Below are 18,412 nucleotides of genomic sequence, written 5' to 3'. Positions count from 1 at the left end.
AACATGGCACACTATTGAGTTCTCAAACAACAGACCAAGAACCAGACCCCCAAGGCCCAGAACTCGAAGAAAGGAAGCTGCTTCCGGCTCGGGAACCTCGTTCCCTCCTTCAGCGGCTCAACCATCATACGGAGCCCGTTCCCGGCGTGTCAACTTGACGTTGTCCCGGGTTCCGGACGACCGTGACGGTCGTTCCCGCATGAACTAGGCACGGCTGGTCGCCGTGCTGATCTTTGCGGGTTCGTCGTCCGCCGGCCCCGTGGGCCCTGCCTGACGACTCGATGAACACTACACGCGGCTCCGGGGGCCTGCAACTCGCTCCCCGCGGGCGCCGGTCAGGCTTCGACGACGACGGCGGCGAGGTGCTTCTTGCCCCGGCGGAGCAGGGCGTAGCGGCCGTGCAGCAGCTGGTCGCTGCCCAGCTCGGCGTCCTCGCCGGCGACCTTCCGGTTGTTGAGGTAGGCGCCGCCCTCCTTCAGGGTGCGCCGGGCGGCGGAGCGGGACTCGGAGAGGCCGGTGGCCACGAGCAGGTCGGCGACCCGGTGGGCGCCGGCCTCGACGCGGGCGGTCGGCAGCTCCCGGGCCACGGCGTCGAGGGTGCCGGCGTCCAGCTCGTCCAGCTCGCCCCGGCCGAAGACCGCGGCGGACGCGGCGATGGCCTTCTCGGTGGCCGCCGCCCCGTGCACCAGGGAGCAGACCTCCCAGGCCAGCACCTTCTGCGCCTCGCGCTTGAAGGGGGCCTCCTCCACCTGCCGGTGCAGCTCCTCGATCCGCTCCCGGGTCAGGAAGGTGAACACCTTGAGCCGGTCCACGACGTCGGCGTCGGCGGTGTTGAGCCAGAACTGGTAGAACGCGTACGGCGAGGTGAGCTCCGGGTCCAGCCACACGGCGTTGCCCTCGGACTTGCCGAACTTCGTGCCGTCGGAGTTGGTGATCAGCGGAGTGCCGATCGCGTGCACGGAGGCGCCCTCCACCTTGCGGATCAGCTCGGTGCCGGAGGTCAGGTTGCCCCACTGGTCGGAGCCGCCGGTCTGCAGCGTGCAGCCGTGGTGCCGGTACAGGTTGAGGTAGTCCAGTCCCTGGAGGATCTGGTAGCTGAACTCGGTGTAGGAGATGCCCTCGTCGGAGTTCAGGCGCTTGGCCACGATCTCCTTCTTGATCATCGTGCCGACGCGGAAGTGCTTGCCGATGTCGCGCAGGAAGTCGATGGCGGACAGCTGGGAGGTCCAGTCGAGGTTGTTGACCATCACGGCCGGGTTCTCCCCCTCGAAGGAGAGGAAGCGCTCGACCTGGGCGCGCAGCAGCTGCACCCACTGCGCCACGGTCTCCTTGGAGTTGAGCACGCGCTCGGAGGTCTGCCGGGGGTCGCCGATCAGCCCCGTGGAGCCGCCGACGAGGCCGATGGGCCGGTGGCCGGCGAGCTGGAGGCGGCGCATCAGCAGCAGCTGGACGAGGTGGCCCAGGTGCAGCGACGCCGCGGTGGGGTCGAACCCGCAGTAGTAGGTGATCGGCTCCCCCGACAGGGCCTGCTCGAGGGCGGCCTCGTCGGTCGACACGTGCACCAGGCCCCGCCACTGCAGCTCCTGCCACACGGTGGCGAAGGTCGGGTCGTTGTGCTGGGAGTTCAGATCAATTGCGTTCGACACGGCTCCCAAGGTACCAGGGCGCGGGCCGGCGCCGGCGCCCTGGTACCCGTCGGGGGAACGGCCGTGACCGCCGTGGGCCTCAGGACCGGTCGAGGCCCGCGGGCAGCTCCCGGGCCGCGACGACGCGCAGCCGCTGGGTCGGGCGGGTCATGGCCACGTAGAGGTTGCCCACGGCGCCGCCGGTCTCCTCCACCAGCGCCTGCGGCTCCACGAGCACCACCGAGTCGAACTCGAGGCCCTTCGCGTCCCAGGCGGAGAGCACCACCACCTGCCGGTCGAGCCGGCGAACCCCGGCGCCGACCAGGCCGGGCAGCGCCTGGGCGAGGGCCGGCCCGATCTCCCGGACCCGGTCCTCGGGCACGATGACCGCCACGAGGCCGCCGCCGACGACCTCGAGCTCGGTGCGCACCTGCTCGAGCACGGCGCCGGCCAGGCCCGCGTCGTCGGACCGGGTGACGATGGGCGGCTCGCCGTCCCGGACGGCGCGCGGAGCGGACAGGGCGAGGCCCGCCGCGCGGGCGACGTCCACGGCGGCCTCGGCGATCGCGGCCGGGGTCCGGTAGTTGACCGTGAGTTCGTCGAGGGAGAACCGCTCCCCCACGAACGGCTCGAGCGCGTCCGCCCAGCTGTGCGCGGCGACGGCCGAGCCCGCCTGGGCGATGTCGCCGACCACCGTGAAGGACTTCATGGGGCAGCGGCGCATCAGCACGCGCCACTGCATGGGCGAGAGCTCCTGCGCCTCGTCGACCACCACGTGCCCGTAGGCCCACGTGCGGTCGGCGGTGGCGGCCTCCGCGGCGGTCATCCGGTGCGGTGTCACGGCGTTGAAGTCGGTGAGCTGGGCGGCGGTGACGATGCCGTCGGCGCCGACGTCCTCCAGGCTCTGGTGCATGTTCTGCAGCGCCCGCTCGGCGTTGTCCGTGGCCTTGCGCTGCTCCCGCTCCGCGTCGGCGCGCACCCGCACCCCGGCGGCGTCGAGATCGCCCAGCAGCTCGGCGGCCTCGTCGAGCAGCGGCACGTCGGCCACGGTGAAGGGGGCGTCGAGCGGGCGCAGCAGCGCCTCGACCTGCGCCGGGCCCAGGTGCGGGGCGGCGGACTCGAGGTAGTGGCGCTTGCCGAACAGCTGCGAGACCAGGGTCTGCGGCGACAGCGGCATCCAGGCGAGGTTCAGGGCGACCCGCACGTCCCGGGACTGGCGGATGTCCTCGGCGAGGTAGGAGCGGTCCATGACGTTGCCGCTCGTGCTGTTGAGGTGGTCCCCCAGCTGCTCGGTGAGCTCGCGCAGCACGATCTTCACGAAGGTGTTGCGGGCCTCGTTGTGCGGCTTGCCGGTGGCGCGCGCCTTGTCCCGCGCCCGCTTGACGATCCGGCGGGTGAGCGTGACGCGGTGCGACTCCACGCGCAGCACCTGGTCCCGGTCCGGGACCTTCTGCCGGTCCTTGACGGCCTTGGCGATCACGTCGGCCATGTCGAGGCCGGCCTTCAGCTGCGCGGCCTCGGGGTCGCGCTCGGGGACGGCGGTGACCCCGGGGAACAGCTCCGACAGGGAGGACATGACCACGCCGGTCTCGCCGAGGGCGGGCAGGACCCGCTCGATGTACCACATGAACGACGACGACGGGCCGACGATCAGCACCCCCGCCTTGCGCAGCCGCTCCCGGTGCTCGTAGAGCAGGTACGCGGCCCGGTGCAGCGCCACGGCGGTCTTGCCCGTGCCGGGCCCGCCCTGGACCACGCGCACGCCCGGCAGCGGTGCGCGGATGATCCGGTCCTGCTCGGCCTGGATGGTGGCGACGATGTCCGACATCCGGCCGGTGCGCTTCTGGTTGAGCGCCGCCAGCAGGGCCCCCTCACCGTGGAGCACGCCCTCCTCGTCGAGCATCTGCGCGTCGAGCACGTCGTCCTCGAGGGCGGTGACGTCCCGCCCCTCCAGGATGAGGTGGCGGCGGCGGCGGATGCCCATGGGGTTCTGGGCGGTGGCCTGGTAGAAGGCGGCGGCCTCACGGGCGCGCCAGTCCACCATGAGCCGCTGGTGGTCCTGCGTGGCCAGCCCGATGCGGCCCACGTAGCGGCGGTCGCCGTCGCGCGTGTCCAGCCGGCCGAAGACCAGCCGGTGGTCCACGGCGTTGAGCTGGGCCAGCCGGTCCTCGTAGTGGGAGGCGAAGGCGTCCCGCTCGGAGCGGTTCTGGTGGTTGCCCGCGTTCGCGCTGCGCTGCACGGCGGCGAGCTCGGCCGACTTCTCGGCCCGGAGCTCGTCCAGCCGGTCGTAGAGCATCGCCACGTACGCGCGCTCGACAGCAAGTTGCTCGGCCGCCATCGTGGCGACGGTCGTCTCTGCCATGGGTGGACACCTCGTTCCGGATCGAACAGACCAACGAGTCTACCGCGACGACGTCACCGCGCAGTGACGTTACCGCGCCGTCCGTAACAGGAGCGTCAGGAGGAGCTGCGGGGGCGGCCGGGACCGCTCACACGCGGTAGAGCGCGCGCACCCGGTGCCCGCCCAGCCGCGAGCGCCCGCGCAGGTCGGTGAGCTCCATGATCAGCCCGAAGCCGGCGACGTGCAGGCCGGCCCGGTGCAGCAGCTGGGCCGTGGCGCCGAGCGTCCCGCCGGTCGCGAGGATGTCGTCCAGGACGAGCACGCGGGACCCGCGCGGGACGTCGTCGGTGTGGATCTCGAGCACCGCCGAGCCGTACTCGAGGACGTACTCCTCGCGGAAGGTCTCCCGCGGCAGCTTCCCGGCCTTGCGCACGGGGATCATCCCCACGCCGGAGGCGTAGGCCACGGCGCCGGCCATGAGGAAGCCGCGGGCCTCGACGCCGGCCACGAAGTCGAACTGGCCCCGGAAGGCGTCGACGAGCGCGTCGGTGGTGCGGCGGAAGCCGGCGGCGTCCGCGAACAGCGGCGTCAGGTCGCGGAAGAGGACCCCCGGCTCCGGGTAGTCGGGAATCTTCACGCACAGGCGCTCGATCATCTGCTCCACGGATTCAGTCACGCCCGTCATGCTATCGGTCCGCCCTCCGCGCCCGCCCGGCGACGGCGGCGGGCGGGCGCGGCGCGGTACGGGGAGACCGAGGGCTCGCCGGGGATCCACCACCGCCACGGGAACGCGTCCGTCCCTCCCGGCCCGGACACCCCCGTGCGGGGGCCGGAGGCGAGCGCGGGCCGGGGGGCCGGCTCCGGCGGGACCAGGAAGAAGCCGGGAGCGGCGGCGTCCTCCCCCGGGGCGAGCGGGGCGCCGTCGTGCACGAGGCCGATGCCCATGGCCTTGGCCAGGTTGCCCGGGCCCCGGGCCAGGGCGGCGTCCGGGACGGGGGTGGCGCGGCCGGCGGCGCGGCGCTCGCGGGCCAGGCCGAGGCCCTCGACCACCTCCCCCGCGCGGATCAGGCAGCCGCCGGCCTCGCCCGCGGGGCGGCAGACCAGGTTGACGGCGTGGTGCATCCCGTACGTGAAGTAGACGTAGACGTGCCCGGGCGGGCCGAACATGGAGGCGTTGCGCGGGGTGCGGCCCCGGTAGGTGTGGGCGCCGGGGTCGGGCAGGTCGGAGCCGGCAGGGCCGCCGTAGGCCTCGATCTCCGTGATCCGCAGCGCCACGACGCCCTCGGGAGTGCGGTGGCCGAAGACCCCGCCGAGCAGCCGCGGGGCGGCCTCGGGGGCGGGCAGGGACAGCAGCGCGAGCAGCCGGGCGGCGTCCACGGGGGCAGGGCTCACCCGGCGACGACCGGGGCGCGCCGCGAGAACTCCTCCACCCCGGCGAGCTGGCGCTCGAGCTCCTCGATCTGCGCGGCCACGGCCGAGGGCGCGGTGCCGCCCTGGGCGTCGCGGGAGGCCAGGGACCCCTCGACGGTGAGGACCTCGCGCACGGCGGGGAGGAGGTGGGCGGAGATCCCCGCGAAGTCCTCGTCGGAGAGGTCCCACAGCTCGATCCCGCGCTGCTCGCACACGCGCACGGCGTCCCCCGCGATCTCGTGGGCGTCGCGGAACGGCACGCCCTGGCGCACGAGCCACTCGGCGACGTCCGTGGCCAGCGCGAAGCCCTGCGGGGCGAGCTCCGCCATCCGCACGGTGTTGAAGCGCAGCGTCGCGATCATCCCCGCGACGGCGGGCAGCAGCACCTCGAGCTGGTCGATCGCGTCGAAGACCGGCTCCTTGTCCTCCTGCAGGTCCCGGTTGTAGGCGAGGGGCAGGCCCTTGAGGGTGGCCAGCAGGCCGGTGAGGTCGCCGATGAGCCGCCCGGCCTTGCCGCGGGCGAGCTCCGCGACGTCGGGGTTCTTCTTCTGCGGCATGATCGAGGACCCGGTGGAGAAGGCGTCGTCGAGAACCACGAAGGAGAACTCCTTGGTGGCCCACGTGGTGATCTCCTCGGAGATCCGGGACATGTCCACGGCGATCATCGCGGTGACCCACGCGAACTCGGCGTAGACGTCGCGGGACGCGGTGCCGTCGATGGAGTTGTGGACGGCGGAGTCGAAGCCCAGCTCCGCGGCCACCGCGGCCGGGTCGAGGCCCAGGGAGGACCCGGCGAGCGCGCCGGAGCCGTAGGGCGAGACCGCCGCGCGGGCGTCCCAGTCGACGAGGCGCTGGACGTCGCGCAGCATCGCCCAGGCGTGGGCGAGCAGGTGGTGGGACAGCAGCACGGGCTGGGCGTGCTGGAGGTGGGTGCGCCCGGGCATGGGGGCCCCGGGGTGGGCCTTCGCCTGGTCGAGCAGGGCCCGCACGACGTCGAGCACGTTGCGGGCGACGATCCCGGCGTGGTCGCGCAGGTACATCCGGCCGAGGGTGGCGATCTGGTCGTTGCGGGAGCGCCCGGCGCGCAGCTTGCCGCCGAGCTCGGGACCGGCCCGCTCGATCAGCCCCTTCTCGAGGGAGCCGTGCACGTCCTCGTCGGACGGGGCGGGCACGTAGGCCCCGGAGCGCACGTCGGCCTCGAGCCGGTCGAGGGCCCCGAGCATGCCGGTGAGCTCGTCGTCCGTGAGCAGCCCGGCGGTGCGCAGCACGCGGGCGTGGGCGCGGGAGCCCGCGATGTCGTAGGGGGCCAGGCGCCAGTCGAAGTGCGTGGAGCGGCTCAGGGCCGCGAGGGCGTCGGCGGGCCCGCCCGCGAAGCGCCCGCCCCACAGGGCGCCCTCGTTGGTCCCGTGCTTGTCCTGCTGCGCCATCGTGTCTCCTCGTCCGGTCGTGGGTGGCGTGGACGGAGGGCCCCACCGCCGGGATGGGGCCCTCCGTCGTCGTGCCCGGTCCTGTCGGGACCGAGCCTACGTGCTCCTGGTCTACTTGCCCTCGGCCGCGAGGCGCTGGTCGCGGGAGGCCGCGACCTTGGAGGACATGCCGAACAGCTCGATGAAGCCGCGGGCCTGGGACTGGTCGAACGCGTCGCCCTCGTCGTAGGTGGCGAGGTTGAAGTCGTACAGCGAGGTGCCGGAGCGGCGGCCGGTGACGGTGGCGTTGCCGGCGTGCAGCGTCATCCGGATGTCGCCCTCGACGTGGGTCTGGGTGTCCTGGATGAAGGCGTCCAGGGACTTCTTCAGCGGGGAGAACCACTGGCCGTCGTAGACCAGCTCGGTCCAGCGCTGGTTGACGGTGCGCTTGAAGCGGGCCTGCTCGCGCTCGATCGTGACGTTCTCGAGCTCGCGGTGCGCGGCGATGAGGGCCATGGCGCCGGGGGCCTCGTAGACCTCGCGGGACTTGATGCCCACGAGGCGGTCCTCGACGATGTCGATCCGGCCGACGCCCTGGGCGCCGGCGCGGCGGTTCATCTCCTGGATGGCCTGCAGCGGGGTGACGGCCTGGCCGTCGATGGCCACGGGGATCCCGCGCTTGAAGCTGACGACGACCTCGTCGGCGGGCGGGGGGAACGTGGGGTCGTCGGTGTAGTCGTAGACGTCCTTGGTGGGGGCGTTCCAGATGTCCTCGAGGAAGCCGGTCTCGACGGCGCGGCCCCACACGTTCTGGTCGATCGAGAAGGGATTCTTCTTCGTGGTCACGATCGGCAGGCTGTGCTTCTCGGCGTAGTTGATCGCCTTGTCGCGGGTCAGGGCGAGGTCGCGGACCGGGGCGATGCACTTGAGCTCCGGGCCGAGGGTCTGGATGCCGACCTCGAAGCGCACCTGGTCGTTGCCCTTGCCGGTGCAGCCGTGGGCGACGGTCGTGGCGCCGAAGCGCTGGGCGGCGGCCACGAGGTGCTTGACGATGACCGGGCGGGAGAGCGCGGAGACCACGGGGTAGGCGTCCATGTACAGGGCGTTGGCCTGCAGCGCGGGCATGCAGTACTCGGCCGCGAACTCGTCGCGGGCGTCGGCCACGTAGGCCTCGACGGCGCCGCAGTCGAGGGCGCGCTGCCGGATGGTCTCGAGGTCCTCCCCGCCCTGCCCGACGTCGACGGCCACGGCGATGACCTCCGCCCCCGTCGCCTCCCCGATCCAGCCGATGGCCACGGAGGTGTCCAGGCCTCCCGAGTAGGCCAGCACGACGCGCTCGGTCACGGTGTTCTCCTTCAGTAGTGTTCTGGGCTCGCGGACGCCGGGGGGCGCCCACCCTGCTGTGCATGACTATACACAAATGGTTGTATTTATGCATCGCCGAGACCCGGTCCCGCCTCCTTGACGCACCCCACCCGGGGTGATCGACTGGGGGCGCGGCCCTGGCCCACCCCCGCACCGCCCGCACCCCCGCGCGGGCCCCGGGCGCCGGCCCTCCGCACCCCTTCCCGGGGACGCCACGGCAGCCGCTCAATTATGAATCACTAGCAATAACGCCCTGCTTCCGACATACTGGCTCCCGGGTGGTGGCTTCGCCGCCGACCACATGCGGATCGGTCGGGACCCGGCGTCCCGGCCGTCCATTCCACCCGGTCCCGATCCCGAGAGGAACCCAATGACGAACGTTCCCGACCAGACCCTGACCACGCGCCAGGGCCACCCGGTCTACGACAACCAGAACACCCGCACCATCGGCTCCCGCGGCCCCGCGACGCTGGAGAACTACGCGTTCCTCGAGAAGATGAGCCACTTCGACCGTGAGCGCATCCCCGAGCGCGTGGTCCACGCCCGCGGCACCACCGCGTTCGGCTACTTCGAGGCCTACGGCAAGTACGGCGACGAGCCCATCGCCAAGTACACCCGGGCCAAGCTCTTCCAGGAGCCCGGCAAGCGCACCGACGTGGCCCTGCGCTTCTCCACCGTGGCCGGCGGCCGCGACTCCTCCGAGGTGGCCCGCGACCCGCGCGGCTTCGCCGTGAAGTTCTACACCGAGGACGGCAACTGGGACCTCGTCGGCAACAACCTCGGCGTGTTCTTCATCCGTGACGCCATCAAGTTCCCGGACTTCATCCACTCCCAGAAGCCGGACCCCGTGAACTTCGAGGCCGGGGTCGCCAACCGCGCCTTCGACTTCTGGAGCCAGTCGCCCGAGGCGATGCACATGATCACGATCCTGTTCTCCCCGCGCGGGATCCCGGCGGACTACCGCCACCAGCAGGGCTTCGGCGTGAACACCTACAAGTGGGTCAACGCGGCCGGCGAGTCCGTGCTCGTGAAGTACCACTGGATCCCGAAGCAGGGCGTCAAGTCCCTCACCTCGGAGGACGCCGCCAACATCCAGGCCCGCACGCTCGGCTCGCACACCAAGGACCTCTACGACGCGATCGAGGCCGGCGACTACCCCGAGTGGGAGCTGCAGGTGCAGGTCATGGAGGACCACGACCACCCGGAGCTGGACTTCGACCCGCTGGACGACACCAAGGTGTGGCCGGAGGAGCTGTTCCCGCCGAAGCCGGTGGGCCGCATGGTGCTCAACCGCAACCCGAAGGACTTCTTCGCGGAGAACGAGCAGATCGCCTTCGGCACCGGCGTGCTGGTGGACGGCCTGGACTTCTCCGACGACAAGATGCTCGTGGGCCGCACCTTCTCGTACTCGGACACCCAGCGCTACCGCGTGGGCCCGAACTACCTGCAGCTGCCGGTCAACGCGCCGAAGGCCAAGGTCGCCACCAACCAGCGCGACGGGCAGATGGCCTACCGCGTGGACCACGCCCCGGGCCAGAACCCGCACGTGAACTACGAGCCGTCCATCACCGGTGGCGTGCAGGAGGCCCCGAAGGACGAGGGCTACCACGCCTCGGTCGGCCCCGAGATCACCGGCCGCCTCACCCGGGCGCGGATCGAGCGGACCAACGACTACAAGCAGGCCGGCGAGCGCTTCCAGCTCCAGGAGGACTGGGAGAAGGAGGAGCTGATCTCCAACCTGATCGGCGCCCTGTCCCAGTGCGACCGCCCGATCCAGGAGCGCATGGTCTGGCACTTCTACATGGTCGAGGACGAGCTGGGCCGGCGCGTGGGCGACGGCGTCGGCGTGTCCCTCGAGGACGTGCGCGACCTGGGCCCCCTGCCCACGCAGCGCCTGTCCGAGGAGGAGCTGCAGCGCGTGGCGAACCTCGGCAGCAACGGCCCGCGCAACGTGGAGGGCCTGACCATGACCCACTGCGTCCCGAACGAGCGCGTAGTCGTGGAGCGGGAGCCCCAGCAGGCGAGCCCCGCGATGATGTCCAACTGATCCCGGCACCGGGGGCCCGCCGGGCGGGCCCCCGGACGGGCGGACGCCCGGAGGGGGCCGACCGCGATCCGCGGTCGGCCCCCTCTCGCGTGCCCGGCGGGCACCGGCTCAGGTGGGGCGCACCGCGCCCCCGAGGTCGAGGGAGCGCTTGAGGATCTTGCCCGTGGGGCCCTTGGGCAGCTCGTCGACGACCTTGTACCAGCGCGGGTGCTTGTAGTTGGCCACGCGCTCGCGCACGAAGGCGTCCAGCTCGCCCAGCCTGCCGTCCGCCCGGTCCGCGGGCGTGTCCCGGAAGGCCACGACGGCGGCGACCTCCTCGCCCAGCTCCTCGTCGGGGACGCCGACCACCGCCGCCTCGGCGATGCCCGGGAACTGGTGGATGACCTCCTCGACCTCGCGCGGGTAGACGTTGCAGCCGCCGCGCAGGACCATGTCCTTCTTGCGGTCCACGATGTAGTAGCAGCCCTCCTCGTCGACCCGGGCGAGGTCCCCGGTGTGGAGCCAGCCGCCGCGGAGCGCGGCCTCCGTCGCCTCCGGGTTGCGCCAGTAGCCCTCGTAGACGGGGGCCCCGAAGACCTGCTCGAAGCGCGAGAGGACCTCCACGGGCAGCGGGGACCCGCCCGAGTCCCCGGCGCGCCGGTGCGGCAGCTCCACCGGCCCGTCGCCGGCGGCGTGCAGCAGGGCGATGTACATGCTCGGCACGCCCGCGAAGACCGTGACCTCGTCCCGGGCGAGGATCCCGAGCGCCCCCGCCGGCTCGAAGCGCGGCAGCAGCGTGACGGTGGCGCCGGCGGAGACGACCCCGTTGAGGGCCACGGTCTGGCCGAAGACGTGGAACAACGGCAGGCCGCCGAACATGACGTCCCCGGGCCGCACGGAGAACAGGGCCGCGGAGAGCCGAGCGTTGCGGAGCAGGTTGTGGTGGGTGAGCACGGCGCCCTTGGGCCGGCCCGTGGTGCCGGAGGTGCAGAGCAGCACCGCGGTGTCCCCGTCGGCCCGCTCGACGACCTCGGGCAGCGGGGGCACCTGGCCCAGGGTCTGCAGGGTGCCGGCGGGGGTCACCACGACCACCGGCACCTCCCGGCCCAGCTCGGCGACCGCCCGGTGGGCGGCCTCGGCCATGGCCTCCCAGACCAGGACCACGGAGACCTCCGCGTCGCCGAAGTGGTGGGTCAGCTCCCGCGGGCTGAGCAGGGGGTTGAGGGGACGACCACGCCGCCCATGCGCAGGATGCCGTGGTAGGCGATGGGCATGTGCGGGACGTCGGGCAGGATCATGGCCACCCGGTCCCCCGGCCCCACCCCGGCGCCCACGAGCATCGACGCGACGCGGGCCGAGAGGTCGTCCAGCGCGCCGTAGGTCAGCGCGTGGTCGTCGAGGGCCACCGCCCGGGCCTCGGGCCGGGCCGCGGCGGAGTCGGTGAGCAGGGTCGCGAGGTTGGTCATGGGGTGCTCCGGATCCCCGGTGCGGGCGCACCGGCGTGACAGGCGTGCTCGGTGGGACGGATCACGCGAGCGAGCCAGGGGGTTACGGCAACGCCAGGACCCGGGTACCGGGCCGGCTTCGGGGCGGGGGCCCGCCCCCGATAAACTGCTGTACCGGAGCCGTGGCGCCCACCACGGTCGCACCCACCACGTGAGGACAAGACCCATGAGCGAGAACCCCCAGCAGCACGAGGGCGGCGCCGCGCCGGAGCTGACCGAGGAGGAGATGGCCTACGTGCTGTCCCTGTTCGACATGGCCCGGGCCGGCGACACCGAGAACCTGCTCCCGGCGCTGCGGGCGGGCGTGCCCGTGAACCTGACCAACGGCAAGGGCGACACCCTGCTGATCCTCGCCGCCTACCACCGGCACGAGGACACGGTGGCGGCCCTGCTCGAGGCCGGGGCGGACCCGGACCGGGTCAACGACAACGGCCAGACGGCGCTGCTGAGCGCGGTCTTCCGCGGCGAGGAGGGGATCGTGCGCCGGCTGCTGGAGGCCGGGGCCTCCCAGACGGCGGGCGCCCACTCGGCCGCCGACTTCGCGAAGGTCTTCGAGCGCACGGAGCTGCTGCCGGCGCTGGAGGAGTACGCGGGCCGCTAGGCCAGCCGCCGGCCGCCCGCGCTCACTCGGCGAGCTCGAGGAAACGGCGGGCGACGGCGCCGCCGCCGCCGGGCTCCCGGCACACCACCATGATGGTGTCGTCCCCGGCGATGGTGCCGAGCACGGACGGGATCACGGAGGCGTCGATCGCCGAGGCGAAGTACTGCGCGGCCCCGGGCGGGGTGCGCAGCACCACGAGGTTGGCGCTGGCCTCGGCGGTGACCAGCAGCTCCCGGCACACCCCGGCCAGCCGGGCGTCGAGCACCTCCTGCGTGAGCCCGGCGGTCGGCGCGCGGTCGGGCCCGGCCTGCGGCACCGCGTAGACGAGGGCGCCCTCGCCGTCCCGGACCCGCACGGCGCCGAGCTCCACGAGGTCGCGGGAGAGGGTCGCCTGGGTGACCTGCACACCGTCCTCGGCCAGCCGGGCGGCCAGCTCGGCCTGGGAGTGGATCGCCCCCCCGCTCACCAGGGCCACGATCCGCGCCTGCCGGGCGGTCTTGGTCGCCGGGATGCTCACGGGCGCGCCGCGGGCGCGCCCGCGGCCCCCAGCTCGTAGCGGCCCGACTGCGCCATGAGCCACACCAGCAGCGCCTTCTGGGCGTGCAGGCGGTTCTCGGCCTCGTCCCACACCACCGACTGCGGGCCGTCGATGACCTCCGCCGTGACCTCGGCCCCGCGGAACGCGGGCAGGCAGTGCAGGAACAGCGCCCGGGGGTCCGCCTTGGCCATCGCCGCGGCGTCCACGACGTACGGCGTGAAGATCCGGGCGCGGGCCTCCCGCTCGGCCTCCTGGCCCATCGACACCCACGTGTCGGTGCACACCACGTCCGCGCCGGCGAGCGCCTCGCCGGAGTCGGTGGTCACGAGCACGGAGCCGCCGGTCTGCGCGGCGCGCTCCTGGGCGGCGCGCACGACGCCGGGGTCGGGCAGGTAGCCCTCCGGTCCGGCCACGCGCACGTGCATCCCCGCGGTCACCCCGCCCAGCAGGTAGGAGTGGGCCATGTTGTTCGCCGCGTCGCCCAGGTAGGCGAACGTCAGCCCGGCGGGGTCGCCCCTGTGCTCCCGCACGGTCAGCAGGTCCGCGAGGATCTGGCACGGGTGGTAGTCGTCGGAGAGCCCGTTGACGACCGGCACGGTCGAGGCCGCGGCCATCTCCTCGAGGCCCGCCTGGGCGTAGGTGCGCCACACGATCGTGGAGACCATGCGGGAGAACACCCGGGCGGTGTCCGTCACGCTCTCCTTGCCCAGCTGCGACTCCCCGGGGTTGATCACCAGCGGGTTGCCGCCGAGGTCGGCGATGCCCGCCGCGAAGGAGACGCGGGTGCGGGTGGACGTCTTGTCGAAGATCACGGCGACGGTCTGGGGACCGGCGTAGGGACGGTGGGCCCAGCGGTCCGCCTTGAGCTCGGCGGCGAGCGCGAGCACCTCGGCCTGTTCCTGCTGGGAGAGGTCGGTGTCGACGAGGAAGTGGCGGGGGGTCATGGACGGTCAGGCTTCCTTCGGTGCGCTCTCGGCCGGCGCCGTGACGGCGGCGGCCGCGGTGGACAGGATCTCGGGCAGGGCGGCCACGAAGGTGCGCGCCTGCTCCGGGGTGAGGACCAGGGGCGGGGCCAGGCGCAGGGTCGCGGGCCCCGGGGCGTTGACGAGGAACCCTGCCTCGCGCGCGGCGTCGACGACGGCGGGCGCGAAGGGGGCCGCGGCCCCCTCGGGCACGTCGAGGTCGGCCCCGATGAGCAGCCCGTGCTGCCGCACGGAGCGCACGCCGGCGGTGGCCCGCAGCCCCTCGGCGAGCACGGCGCCCACGGTGCGGGCGTTGCCGAGCAGGTCGTCCTCCTCGATGACCAACAGGGTGGCGAGCCCGGCGGCGGTGGCCGGCGGGTTGCCGCCGAAGGTCGTGCCGTGCTGGCCGGCGGTGAGCAGCCCGGAGACCTCGGCGCCGACGGTGAGCATCGCGCCGATCGGGAAGCCGCCGCCCAGGCCCTTGGCCAGGGTGATGGCGTCGGGCAGGTCCGGGCCCGTGAGCTCGGCGGCCGAGGCGAACCACCGGCCGGTGCGGCCCACGCCGGTCTGGACCTCGTCGACGACGAGCAGGGCGCCGTGCTCGCGGGTGAGCTCCCGGGCGCGCCGCAGGTACCCCTCGGGCAGCCCGAGCACGCCGGCCTCGCCCTGGATCGGCTCCACGACGAGCGCGGCGACCGTGTCGTCGAGGTGCTCCTCGAGCGCCTCGAGCGTGGCGGGGATGTGCCGCACCCCGGCGGGCAGGGGCTCGAAGGGCGTGCGGTAGGCCTCCTTGGCCGTCAGGGCCAGGGCTCCCATGGTGCGGCCGTGGAAGCCGGACTCCAGGGCGAGGACCGTGGTGCGGGGCCGGCCGTCGGGACCGGGCCGCTCGTGGCCGTTGCGGCGGGCCAGCTTGAAGGCGGCCTCGTTGGCCTCGGCCCCGGAGTTCGTGAAGAACACGTGGGAGCCGGCGGGCGCCCCGGCCAGCTGGAGGAGCTTCCCGGCCAGCGCGATCTGCTGCGGCGAGGTGAAGAAGTTGGAGACGTGCCCGAGGGTGCGCAGCTGGCGGCTCACGGCCTCCACCCACCGGGGGTGGGCGTGGCCCAGCGCGTTGACGGCGATGCCGGCCAGCAGGTCGAGGTAGTCCTTGCCGTCGGCGTCGGTGACCGTGCAGCCCTGCCCCTGGGTGAGCACGAGGGACGGGCTGCCGAAGACCCCGAGCAGGGACTCGGCGTACTCGCCGAGCAGGCCCTGCTGGGCGGAGGCCGGAGAGGCCGGGGAAGGGGTGGAGTCGAGCGCGGTCATGAGTGGGCTCCGTCGTCGGGGGTGAGCTGGGTACCGGTGCCGGTGCCGGTGAAGATCTCGAGCAGGCAGGAGTGGGCGGTGCGCCCGTCGACGATGGAGGCCCGGCCCGTCCCGCCCTCCACGGCCCGCAGCGCCGCCTCCATCTTCGGGATCATCCCGGACTGCAGGGTCGGCAGCAGCTCGCGCAGCTCCGAGGCGGTGAGGGAGGAGATCAGGGAGTCCTTGTCCGGCCAGTTCGCGTAGAGGCCCTCCACGTCGGTGAGGGCCACGAACTGCTCGGCCCGCAGGGCCACGGCCACGGCGGCGGCCGCGGTGTCGGCGTTGACGTTGAGGACCTCGCCCGTGGGCCGGCCGTGCTCGTCGACCTCGGGGGCGACGGAGGAGACGACCGGGATCCGCCCGGCGTCGAGCAGCTGGGTGATCGGCGCGGCGTCGACCGCGACCACCTCGCCCACCCAGCCGAGGTCGACCGGGGCGCCGTCCACGACCGTGCCCCGACGCACCGCGCCGAAGAGGGAGGCGTCCTCCCCGGACAGGCCCACGGCGTAGGGCCCGGTGGCGTTGAGCAGGGAGACGAGCTCGCGCTGGACCTGGCCGGTGAGGACCATGCGGATCGCGTCGACGGCCTCGCGCGAGGTCACGCGCAGTCCCCCGCGGAACTCGGACTCGATGCCCAGCCGCTCCAGCATCCGGTTGATCTGGGGGCCGCCGCCGTGCACGACGACGGGCTTCACCCCGAGGTGGCGCAGGAGCACCATGTCCTCGGCGAAGGCCCGGCGCAGAGGCTCGGAGACCATGGCGTTGCCGCCGTACTTGAAGACCATCACGGAGCCGGCGTGGCGCTGGATCCAGGGCAGGGCCTCCACCAGGACGCCCGCCTTGTGCTGGGCGGTCCCGTCGGGGCTCGCGTCGGTGGTCGCTTCGGTGGGGTGGGGCATCGTTCTCCTGCGCCGTCGTCTCGGAAGGGGCGGTGGGTCCGGTCGAAGTCGGGGTCAGCTCGAGTACGCGCTGTTCTCCTCGACGTAGTCGTGGGTCAGGTCGTTGGTCCACACGGTGGCGTCGGCGTCGCCGGCCTTGAGGTCGACGAGCACGGTCACCCGCCGGTCCGCCGCGAGGTCCACGCCCTCGCGGGGGTCCCCGATCGCGCCGTTGCGGCACACGGTCACCCCGTTGATCGTGACGTCGAGCTTGTCCGGGTCGAACGCGGCGTCGGTGGTGCCCACCGCGGAGAGCACGCGGCCCCAGTTGGGGTCGTTGCCGTAGATCGCGGCCTTGAACAGGTTGGAGCGGGCCACGCACCGGCTCACGTCCTCGGCCTGCTTCTCGGTCAGCGCGTTGACGGTGGTGATCTCGATGTCGTGGGAGGCACCCTCGGCGTCCCGGATCAGCTGCTGGGCCAGGGAGTGGCACACGGCCGTGACGGCCTGGCTGAACTCGAACTCGTCCGGGACGACGCCCGACGCGCCGGAGGCCAGGAGCACCACGGTGTCGTTGGTGGACATGCAGCCGTCGGAGTCGGTGCGGTTGAAGGTCACCTTCACGGCGTCCTCGAGGGCCCACTGCAGCCCGTCCGAGGACAGGTCGGCGTCGGTGGTGAGGACCACGAGCATGGTGGCGAGGCCCGGGGCGAGCATGCCGGCGCCCTTGGCCATCCCGCCGACGGTCCACCCGTCGCGGACGTAGGCGGCCTGCTTGGGCACGGTGTCGGTGGTCATGATCGCCCGGGCGGCGGCGGCGCCCGCGGCGTCGTCGTCCCCCAGCGCCCCGACGACCAGGGGGACGCCACGCTCCATGACGTCCATGGGCAGCTGGACGCCGATCAGCCCGGTGGAGCACACGACGACGTCGCCCGCCCCGATCCCGAGGGCCTCGCCCACGAGCTCGGCGGTCCGGTGCGAGGCCTGGAAGCCCTGCGTGCCGGTGCACGCGTTGGCGCCCCCGGAGTTGAGGACCACGGCGGAGGCGTTGCCGTCGGCGGTCACGGCCCTGGACCACTGGATCGGGGCCGCGGCGACCCGGTTGGTGGTGTAGACCGCCCCGACGGTGCTCTTGGGCCCGTCGTTGACGACCAGGGCGAGGTCGGGCCCGCCGGAGTCCTTGAACCCCGCCGTGGCGCCGGCAGCGCGGAAGCCCCGGGCGGCGGCCACGCCACGGGTGGTGTCCACCACGAGGGAGCCGGCGGGCTGCTGGGACGGATACGTTCTCACGGGGCGACTCCTTGAAGGGTGAGGCCGGTGTCCTCGGGCAGGCCGAGGGCGAGGTTCATGGACTGGACGGCACCGCCGGCGGTGCCCTTGACGAGGTTGTCGATCACGCACGTGACGACCACCCGGCCCGCGCGGGCGTCGAGGGCCAGCTGCAGCTGGGCGTGGTTGGAGCCGGCGACCGACTTCGTGGCCGGCCACTGCCCCTCCGGCAGGACGGTGACGAACGGCTCCGCGGCATAGGCCGCCTCCCAGGCCTCGCGCAGCTGCGCGGCCGTGGCGCCCTCGGCGACCCGGGCGGTGGCGGTCGTGAGGATGCCGCGGGGCATCGGGGCCAGGGTGGGGGTGAAGGAGATCCGGACGGGCTCCCCCGCCGCCTTCGCCAGGCCCTGCTCGATCTCGGGGGTGTGCCGGTGCGCACCGCCCACCCCGTACGGGGCCATGGAGCCCATGACCTCCGCGCCGAGCAGGTGGGCCTTGAGGGCCTTGCCCGCGCCCGACGTCCCGGACGCGGCGACGATCACGACGTCCTGCGGCTCGAGCAGCCCCGCCGCGAAGCCCGGGCCCAGGGCGAGCAGCGCGCTGGTCGGGTAGCACCCGGGCACCGCGATCCGGGTGGCACCGCGCAGCTGCTCGCGCTGACGGGTGCCCCGGGAGTCCACGAGCAGCTCGGGCAGCCCGTAGGGCCAGGTCCCCGCGTGCTCGGAGCCGTAGAACTGGTTCCACTCCTCGGCGGAGTCCAGCCGGTGGTCCGCGCCCGCGTCGATCACCACGGTCCCGGCCGGCAGCTGCGCCGCGACCTCCGCGGACGCGCCGTGCGGCAGGGCGAGGAACACGACGTCGTGGTCGGCGAGGAGCTCGGCCGTGGTCTCCACGAGCACCCGGTCCGCCAGGGAGTGCAGGTGGGGCTGCAGCTCCCCCAGCCGCCGGCCCGCGCTGGAGTGCGCGGCCACCGCGCCGATCTCGATCTGCGGATGGCCGGTCAGGATCCTCAGGACCTCTCCGCCGGCGTACCCCGAGGCCCCGGAAACTGCTGCGCTGAACGTCATGCCGCCCACTCTAGCTCAAAGTTATGCACCCACATCAATAATTATGCACCACGGCGGGGCGGACCGGGAGTGGGTCGA

At 73.2% G+C, this 18,412-nt stretch carries 15 protein-coding genes and 1 pseudogene; 2 read left to right on the top strand and 14 right to left on the bottom strand.

Annotated elements, in window-relative coordinates; translation table 11 throughout:
• Window positions 1-335: 335 nt before the first annotated feature.
• The 6 genes from tyrS to ACYSMR_RS14295 form a co-directional block, all read right to left on the bottom strand.
• Entirely contained in the window at window positions 336-1,646 is a 1,311-nt protein-coding gene (gene tyrS / locus ACYSMR_RS14320; RefSeq protein ID WP_251334032.1) for a tyrosine--tRNA ligase, read from the bottom strand.
• Window positions 1,647-1,725: 79 nt separating this feature from the next.
• Window positions 1,726-3,987, bottom strand: coding sequence for a HelD family protein (locus ACYSMR_RS14315; RefSeq protein WP_461746096.1), 2,262 nt, complete (start codon window positions 3,985-3,987; stop codon window positions 1,726-1,728).
• A gap of 127 nt (window positions 3,988-4,114) precedes the next feature.
• Window positions 4,115-4,651, bottom strand: a complete 537-nt coding sequence (locus ACYSMR_RS14310) for an adenine phosphoribosyltransferase (RefSeq protein ID WP_251334034.1) — start codon at window positions 4,649-4,651, stop codon at window positions 4,115-4,117.
• Window positions 4,648-5,358, bottom strand: a complete 711-nt coding sequence (locus ACYSMR_RS14305; protein WP_251334035.1) for a DNA-3-methyladenine glycosylase — start codon at window positions 5,356-5,358, stop codon at window positions 4,648-4,650. The genes ACYSMR_RS14310 and ACYSMR_RS14305 overlap by 4 nt, the downstream gene beginning before the upstream one ends.
• A complete protein-coding gene (argH, locus tag ACYSMR_RS14300) occupies window positions 5,355-6,803 on the bottom strand; it encodes an argininosuccinate lyase (RefSeq protein ID WP_461746093.1) in 1,449 nt (482 codons plus the stop codon). Before argH ends, ACYSMR_RS14305 begins: the two co-directional genes overlap by 4 nt.
• A gap of 111 nt (window positions 6,804-6,914) precedes the next feature.
• The gene (locus ACYSMR_RS14295; protein ID WP_461746091.1) at window positions 6,915-8,126 is read right to left on the bottom strand and encodes an argininosuccinate synthase; all 1,212 of its coding nucleotides are present in this window, start codon (window positions 8,124-8,126) and stop codon (window positions 6,915-6,917) included.
• 391 nt (window positions 8,127-8,517) lie between these two features.
• Here ACYSMR_RS14295 and ACYSMR_RS14290 point away from each other — a divergent pair, with 391 nt between their 5' ends.
• On the top strand, window positions 8,518-10,194 hold the full coding sequence (locus tag ACYSMR_RS14290) for a catalase (RefSeq protein ID WP_251334038.1): 1,677 nt from the start codon (window positions 8,518-8,520) through the stop codon (window positions 10,192-10,194).
• A 108-nt stretch (window positions 10,195-10,302) separates the two neighbouring features.
• Here ACYSMR_RS14290 and ACYSMR_RS14285 read toward each other — a convergent pair whose 3' ends face one another.
• Both ACYSMR_RS14285 and ACYSMR_RS14280 read right to left on the bottom strand, forming a co-directional pair.
• Window positions 10,303-10,626, bottom strand: coding sequence for an AMP-binding enzyme (locus tag ACYSMR_RS14285; protein WP_461748032.1), 324 nt, complete (start codon window positions 10,624-10,626; stop codon window positions 10,303-10,305).
• Window positions 10,627-10,797: 171 nt separating this feature from the next.
• Window positions 10,798-11,639 (bottom strand): annotated as a pseudogene (locus ACYSMR_RS14280) (AMP-binding protein); the annotation flags it as partial.
• Window positions 11,640-11,844: 205 nt separating this feature from the next.
• On the opposite strand from ACYSMR_RS14280, the gene ACYSMR_RS14275 reads away from it, so the two are divergent.
• Window positions 11,845-12,279, top strand: a complete 435-nt coding sequence (locus tag ACYSMR_RS14275) for an ankyrin repeat domain-containing protein (protein ID WP_461746089.1) — start codon at window positions 11,845-11,847, stop codon at window positions 12,277-12,279.
• A gap of 22 nt (window positions 12,280-12,301) precedes the next feature.
• Here the strand turns inward: ACYSMR_RS14275 and ACYSMR_RS14270 are convergent, their stop codons facing one another.
• The 6 genes from ACYSMR_RS14270 to argC are packed head-to-tail and all read right to left on the bottom strand — an operon-like array spanning window position 12,302 to window position 18,334.
• A complete protein-coding gene (locus ACYSMR_RS14270) occupies window positions 12,302-12,796 on the bottom strand; it encodes an arginine repressor (RefSeq protein WP_461746087.1) in 495 nt (164 codons plus the stop codon).
• Complete coding sequence (gene argF, locus ACYSMR_RS14265) at window positions 12,793-13,761, bottom strand: ornithine carbamoyltransferase (RefSeq protein WP_461746085.1); 969 nt, start codon at window positions 13,759-13,761, stop codon at window positions 12,793-12,795. The genes ACYSMR_RS14270 and argF overlap by 4 nt, the downstream gene beginning before the upstream one ends.
• Before the next feature lie 6 nt (window positions 13,762-13,767).
• Window positions 13,768-15,081 carry an acetylornithine transaminase gene (locus ACYSMR_RS14260; protein ID WP_309126368.1) on the bottom strand — a complete coding sequence of 438 codons (1,314 nt, stop codon included), beginning with the start codon at window positions 15,079-15,081 and terminating at the stop codon, window positions 13,768-13,770.
• Window positions 15,078-16,019, bottom strand: coding sequence for an acetylglutamate kinase (gene argB / locus ACYSMR_RS14255; RefSeq protein ID WP_309126367.1), 942 nt, complete (start codon window positions 16,017-16,019; stop codon window positions 15,078-15,080). Before argB ends, ACYSMR_RS14260 begins: the two co-directional genes overlap by 4 nt.
• 54 nt (window positions 16,020-16,073) lie before the next feature.
• Window positions 16,074-17,288: a bifunctional glutamate N-acetyltransferase/amino-acid acetyltransferase ArgJ gene (gene argJ, locus ACYSMR_RS14250; RefSeq protein WP_251334044.1), complete on the bottom strand. Its 1,215-nt coding sequence runs from the start codon at window positions 17,286-17,288 to the stop codon at window positions 16,074-16,076.
• Entirely contained in the window at window positions 17,285-18,334 is a 1,050-nt protein-coding gene (argC, locus tag ACYSMR_RS14245) for an N-acetyl-gamma-glutamyl-phosphate reductase (RefSeq protein ID WP_461746082.1), read from the bottom strand. Before argC ends, argJ begins: the two co-directional genes overlap by 4 nt.
• Window positions 18,335-18,412: the final 78 nt, after the last annotated feature.

The organism is Kocuria sp. U4B (genome assembly GCF_054875615.1).
The sequence above is the reverse complement of the archived record's forward strand: the minus strand, read 5'-3'. Positions and strand labels throughout refer to the sequence as shown.

Bases quoted from the DNA above. Each gene is read 5' to 3' on its own strand.
- ACYSMR_RS14275 (WP_461746089.1), top strand. From the start codon at position 11,845: ATGAGCGAGAACCCCCAGCAGCACGAGGGCGGCGCCGCGCCGGAGCTG.
- ACYSMR_RS14290 (WP_251334038.1), top strand. From the start codon at position 8,518: ATGACGAACGTTCCCGACCAGACCCTGACCACGCGCCAGGGCCACCCG.
- argF (WP_461746085.1), bottom strand. From the start codon at position 13,761: ATGACCCCCCGCCACTTCCTCGTCGACACCGACCTCTCCCAGCAGGAA.
- argC (WP_461746082.1), bottom strand. From the start codon at position 18,334: ATGACGTTCAGCGCAGCAGTTTCCGGGGCCTCGGGGTACGCCGGCGGA.
- ACYSMR_RS14285 (WP_461748032.1), bottom strand. From the start codon at position 10,626: ATGGTCCTGCGCGGCGGCTGCAACGTCTACCCGCGCGAGGTCGAGGAG.
- ACYSMR_RS14310 (WP_251334034.1), bottom strand. From the start codon at position 4,651: ATGACGGGCGTGACTGAATCCGTGGAGCAGATGATCGAGCGCCTGTGC.
- ACYSMR_RS14260 (WP_309126368.1), bottom strand. From the start codon at position 15,081: ATGACCGCGCTCGACTCCACCCCTTCCCCGGCCTCTCCGGCCTCCGCC.
- argH (WP_461746093.1), bottom strand. From the start codon at position 6,803: ATGGCGCAGCAGGACAAGCACGGGACCAACGAGGGCGCCCTGTGGGGC.
- ACYSMR_RS14315 (WP_461746096.1), bottom strand. From the start codon at position 3,987: ATGGCAGAGACGACCGTCGCCACGATGGCGGCCGAGCAACTTGCTGTC.
- argB (WP_309126367.1), bottom strand. From the start codon at position 16,019: ATGCCCCACCCCACCGAAGCGACCACCGACGCGAGCCCCGACGGGACC.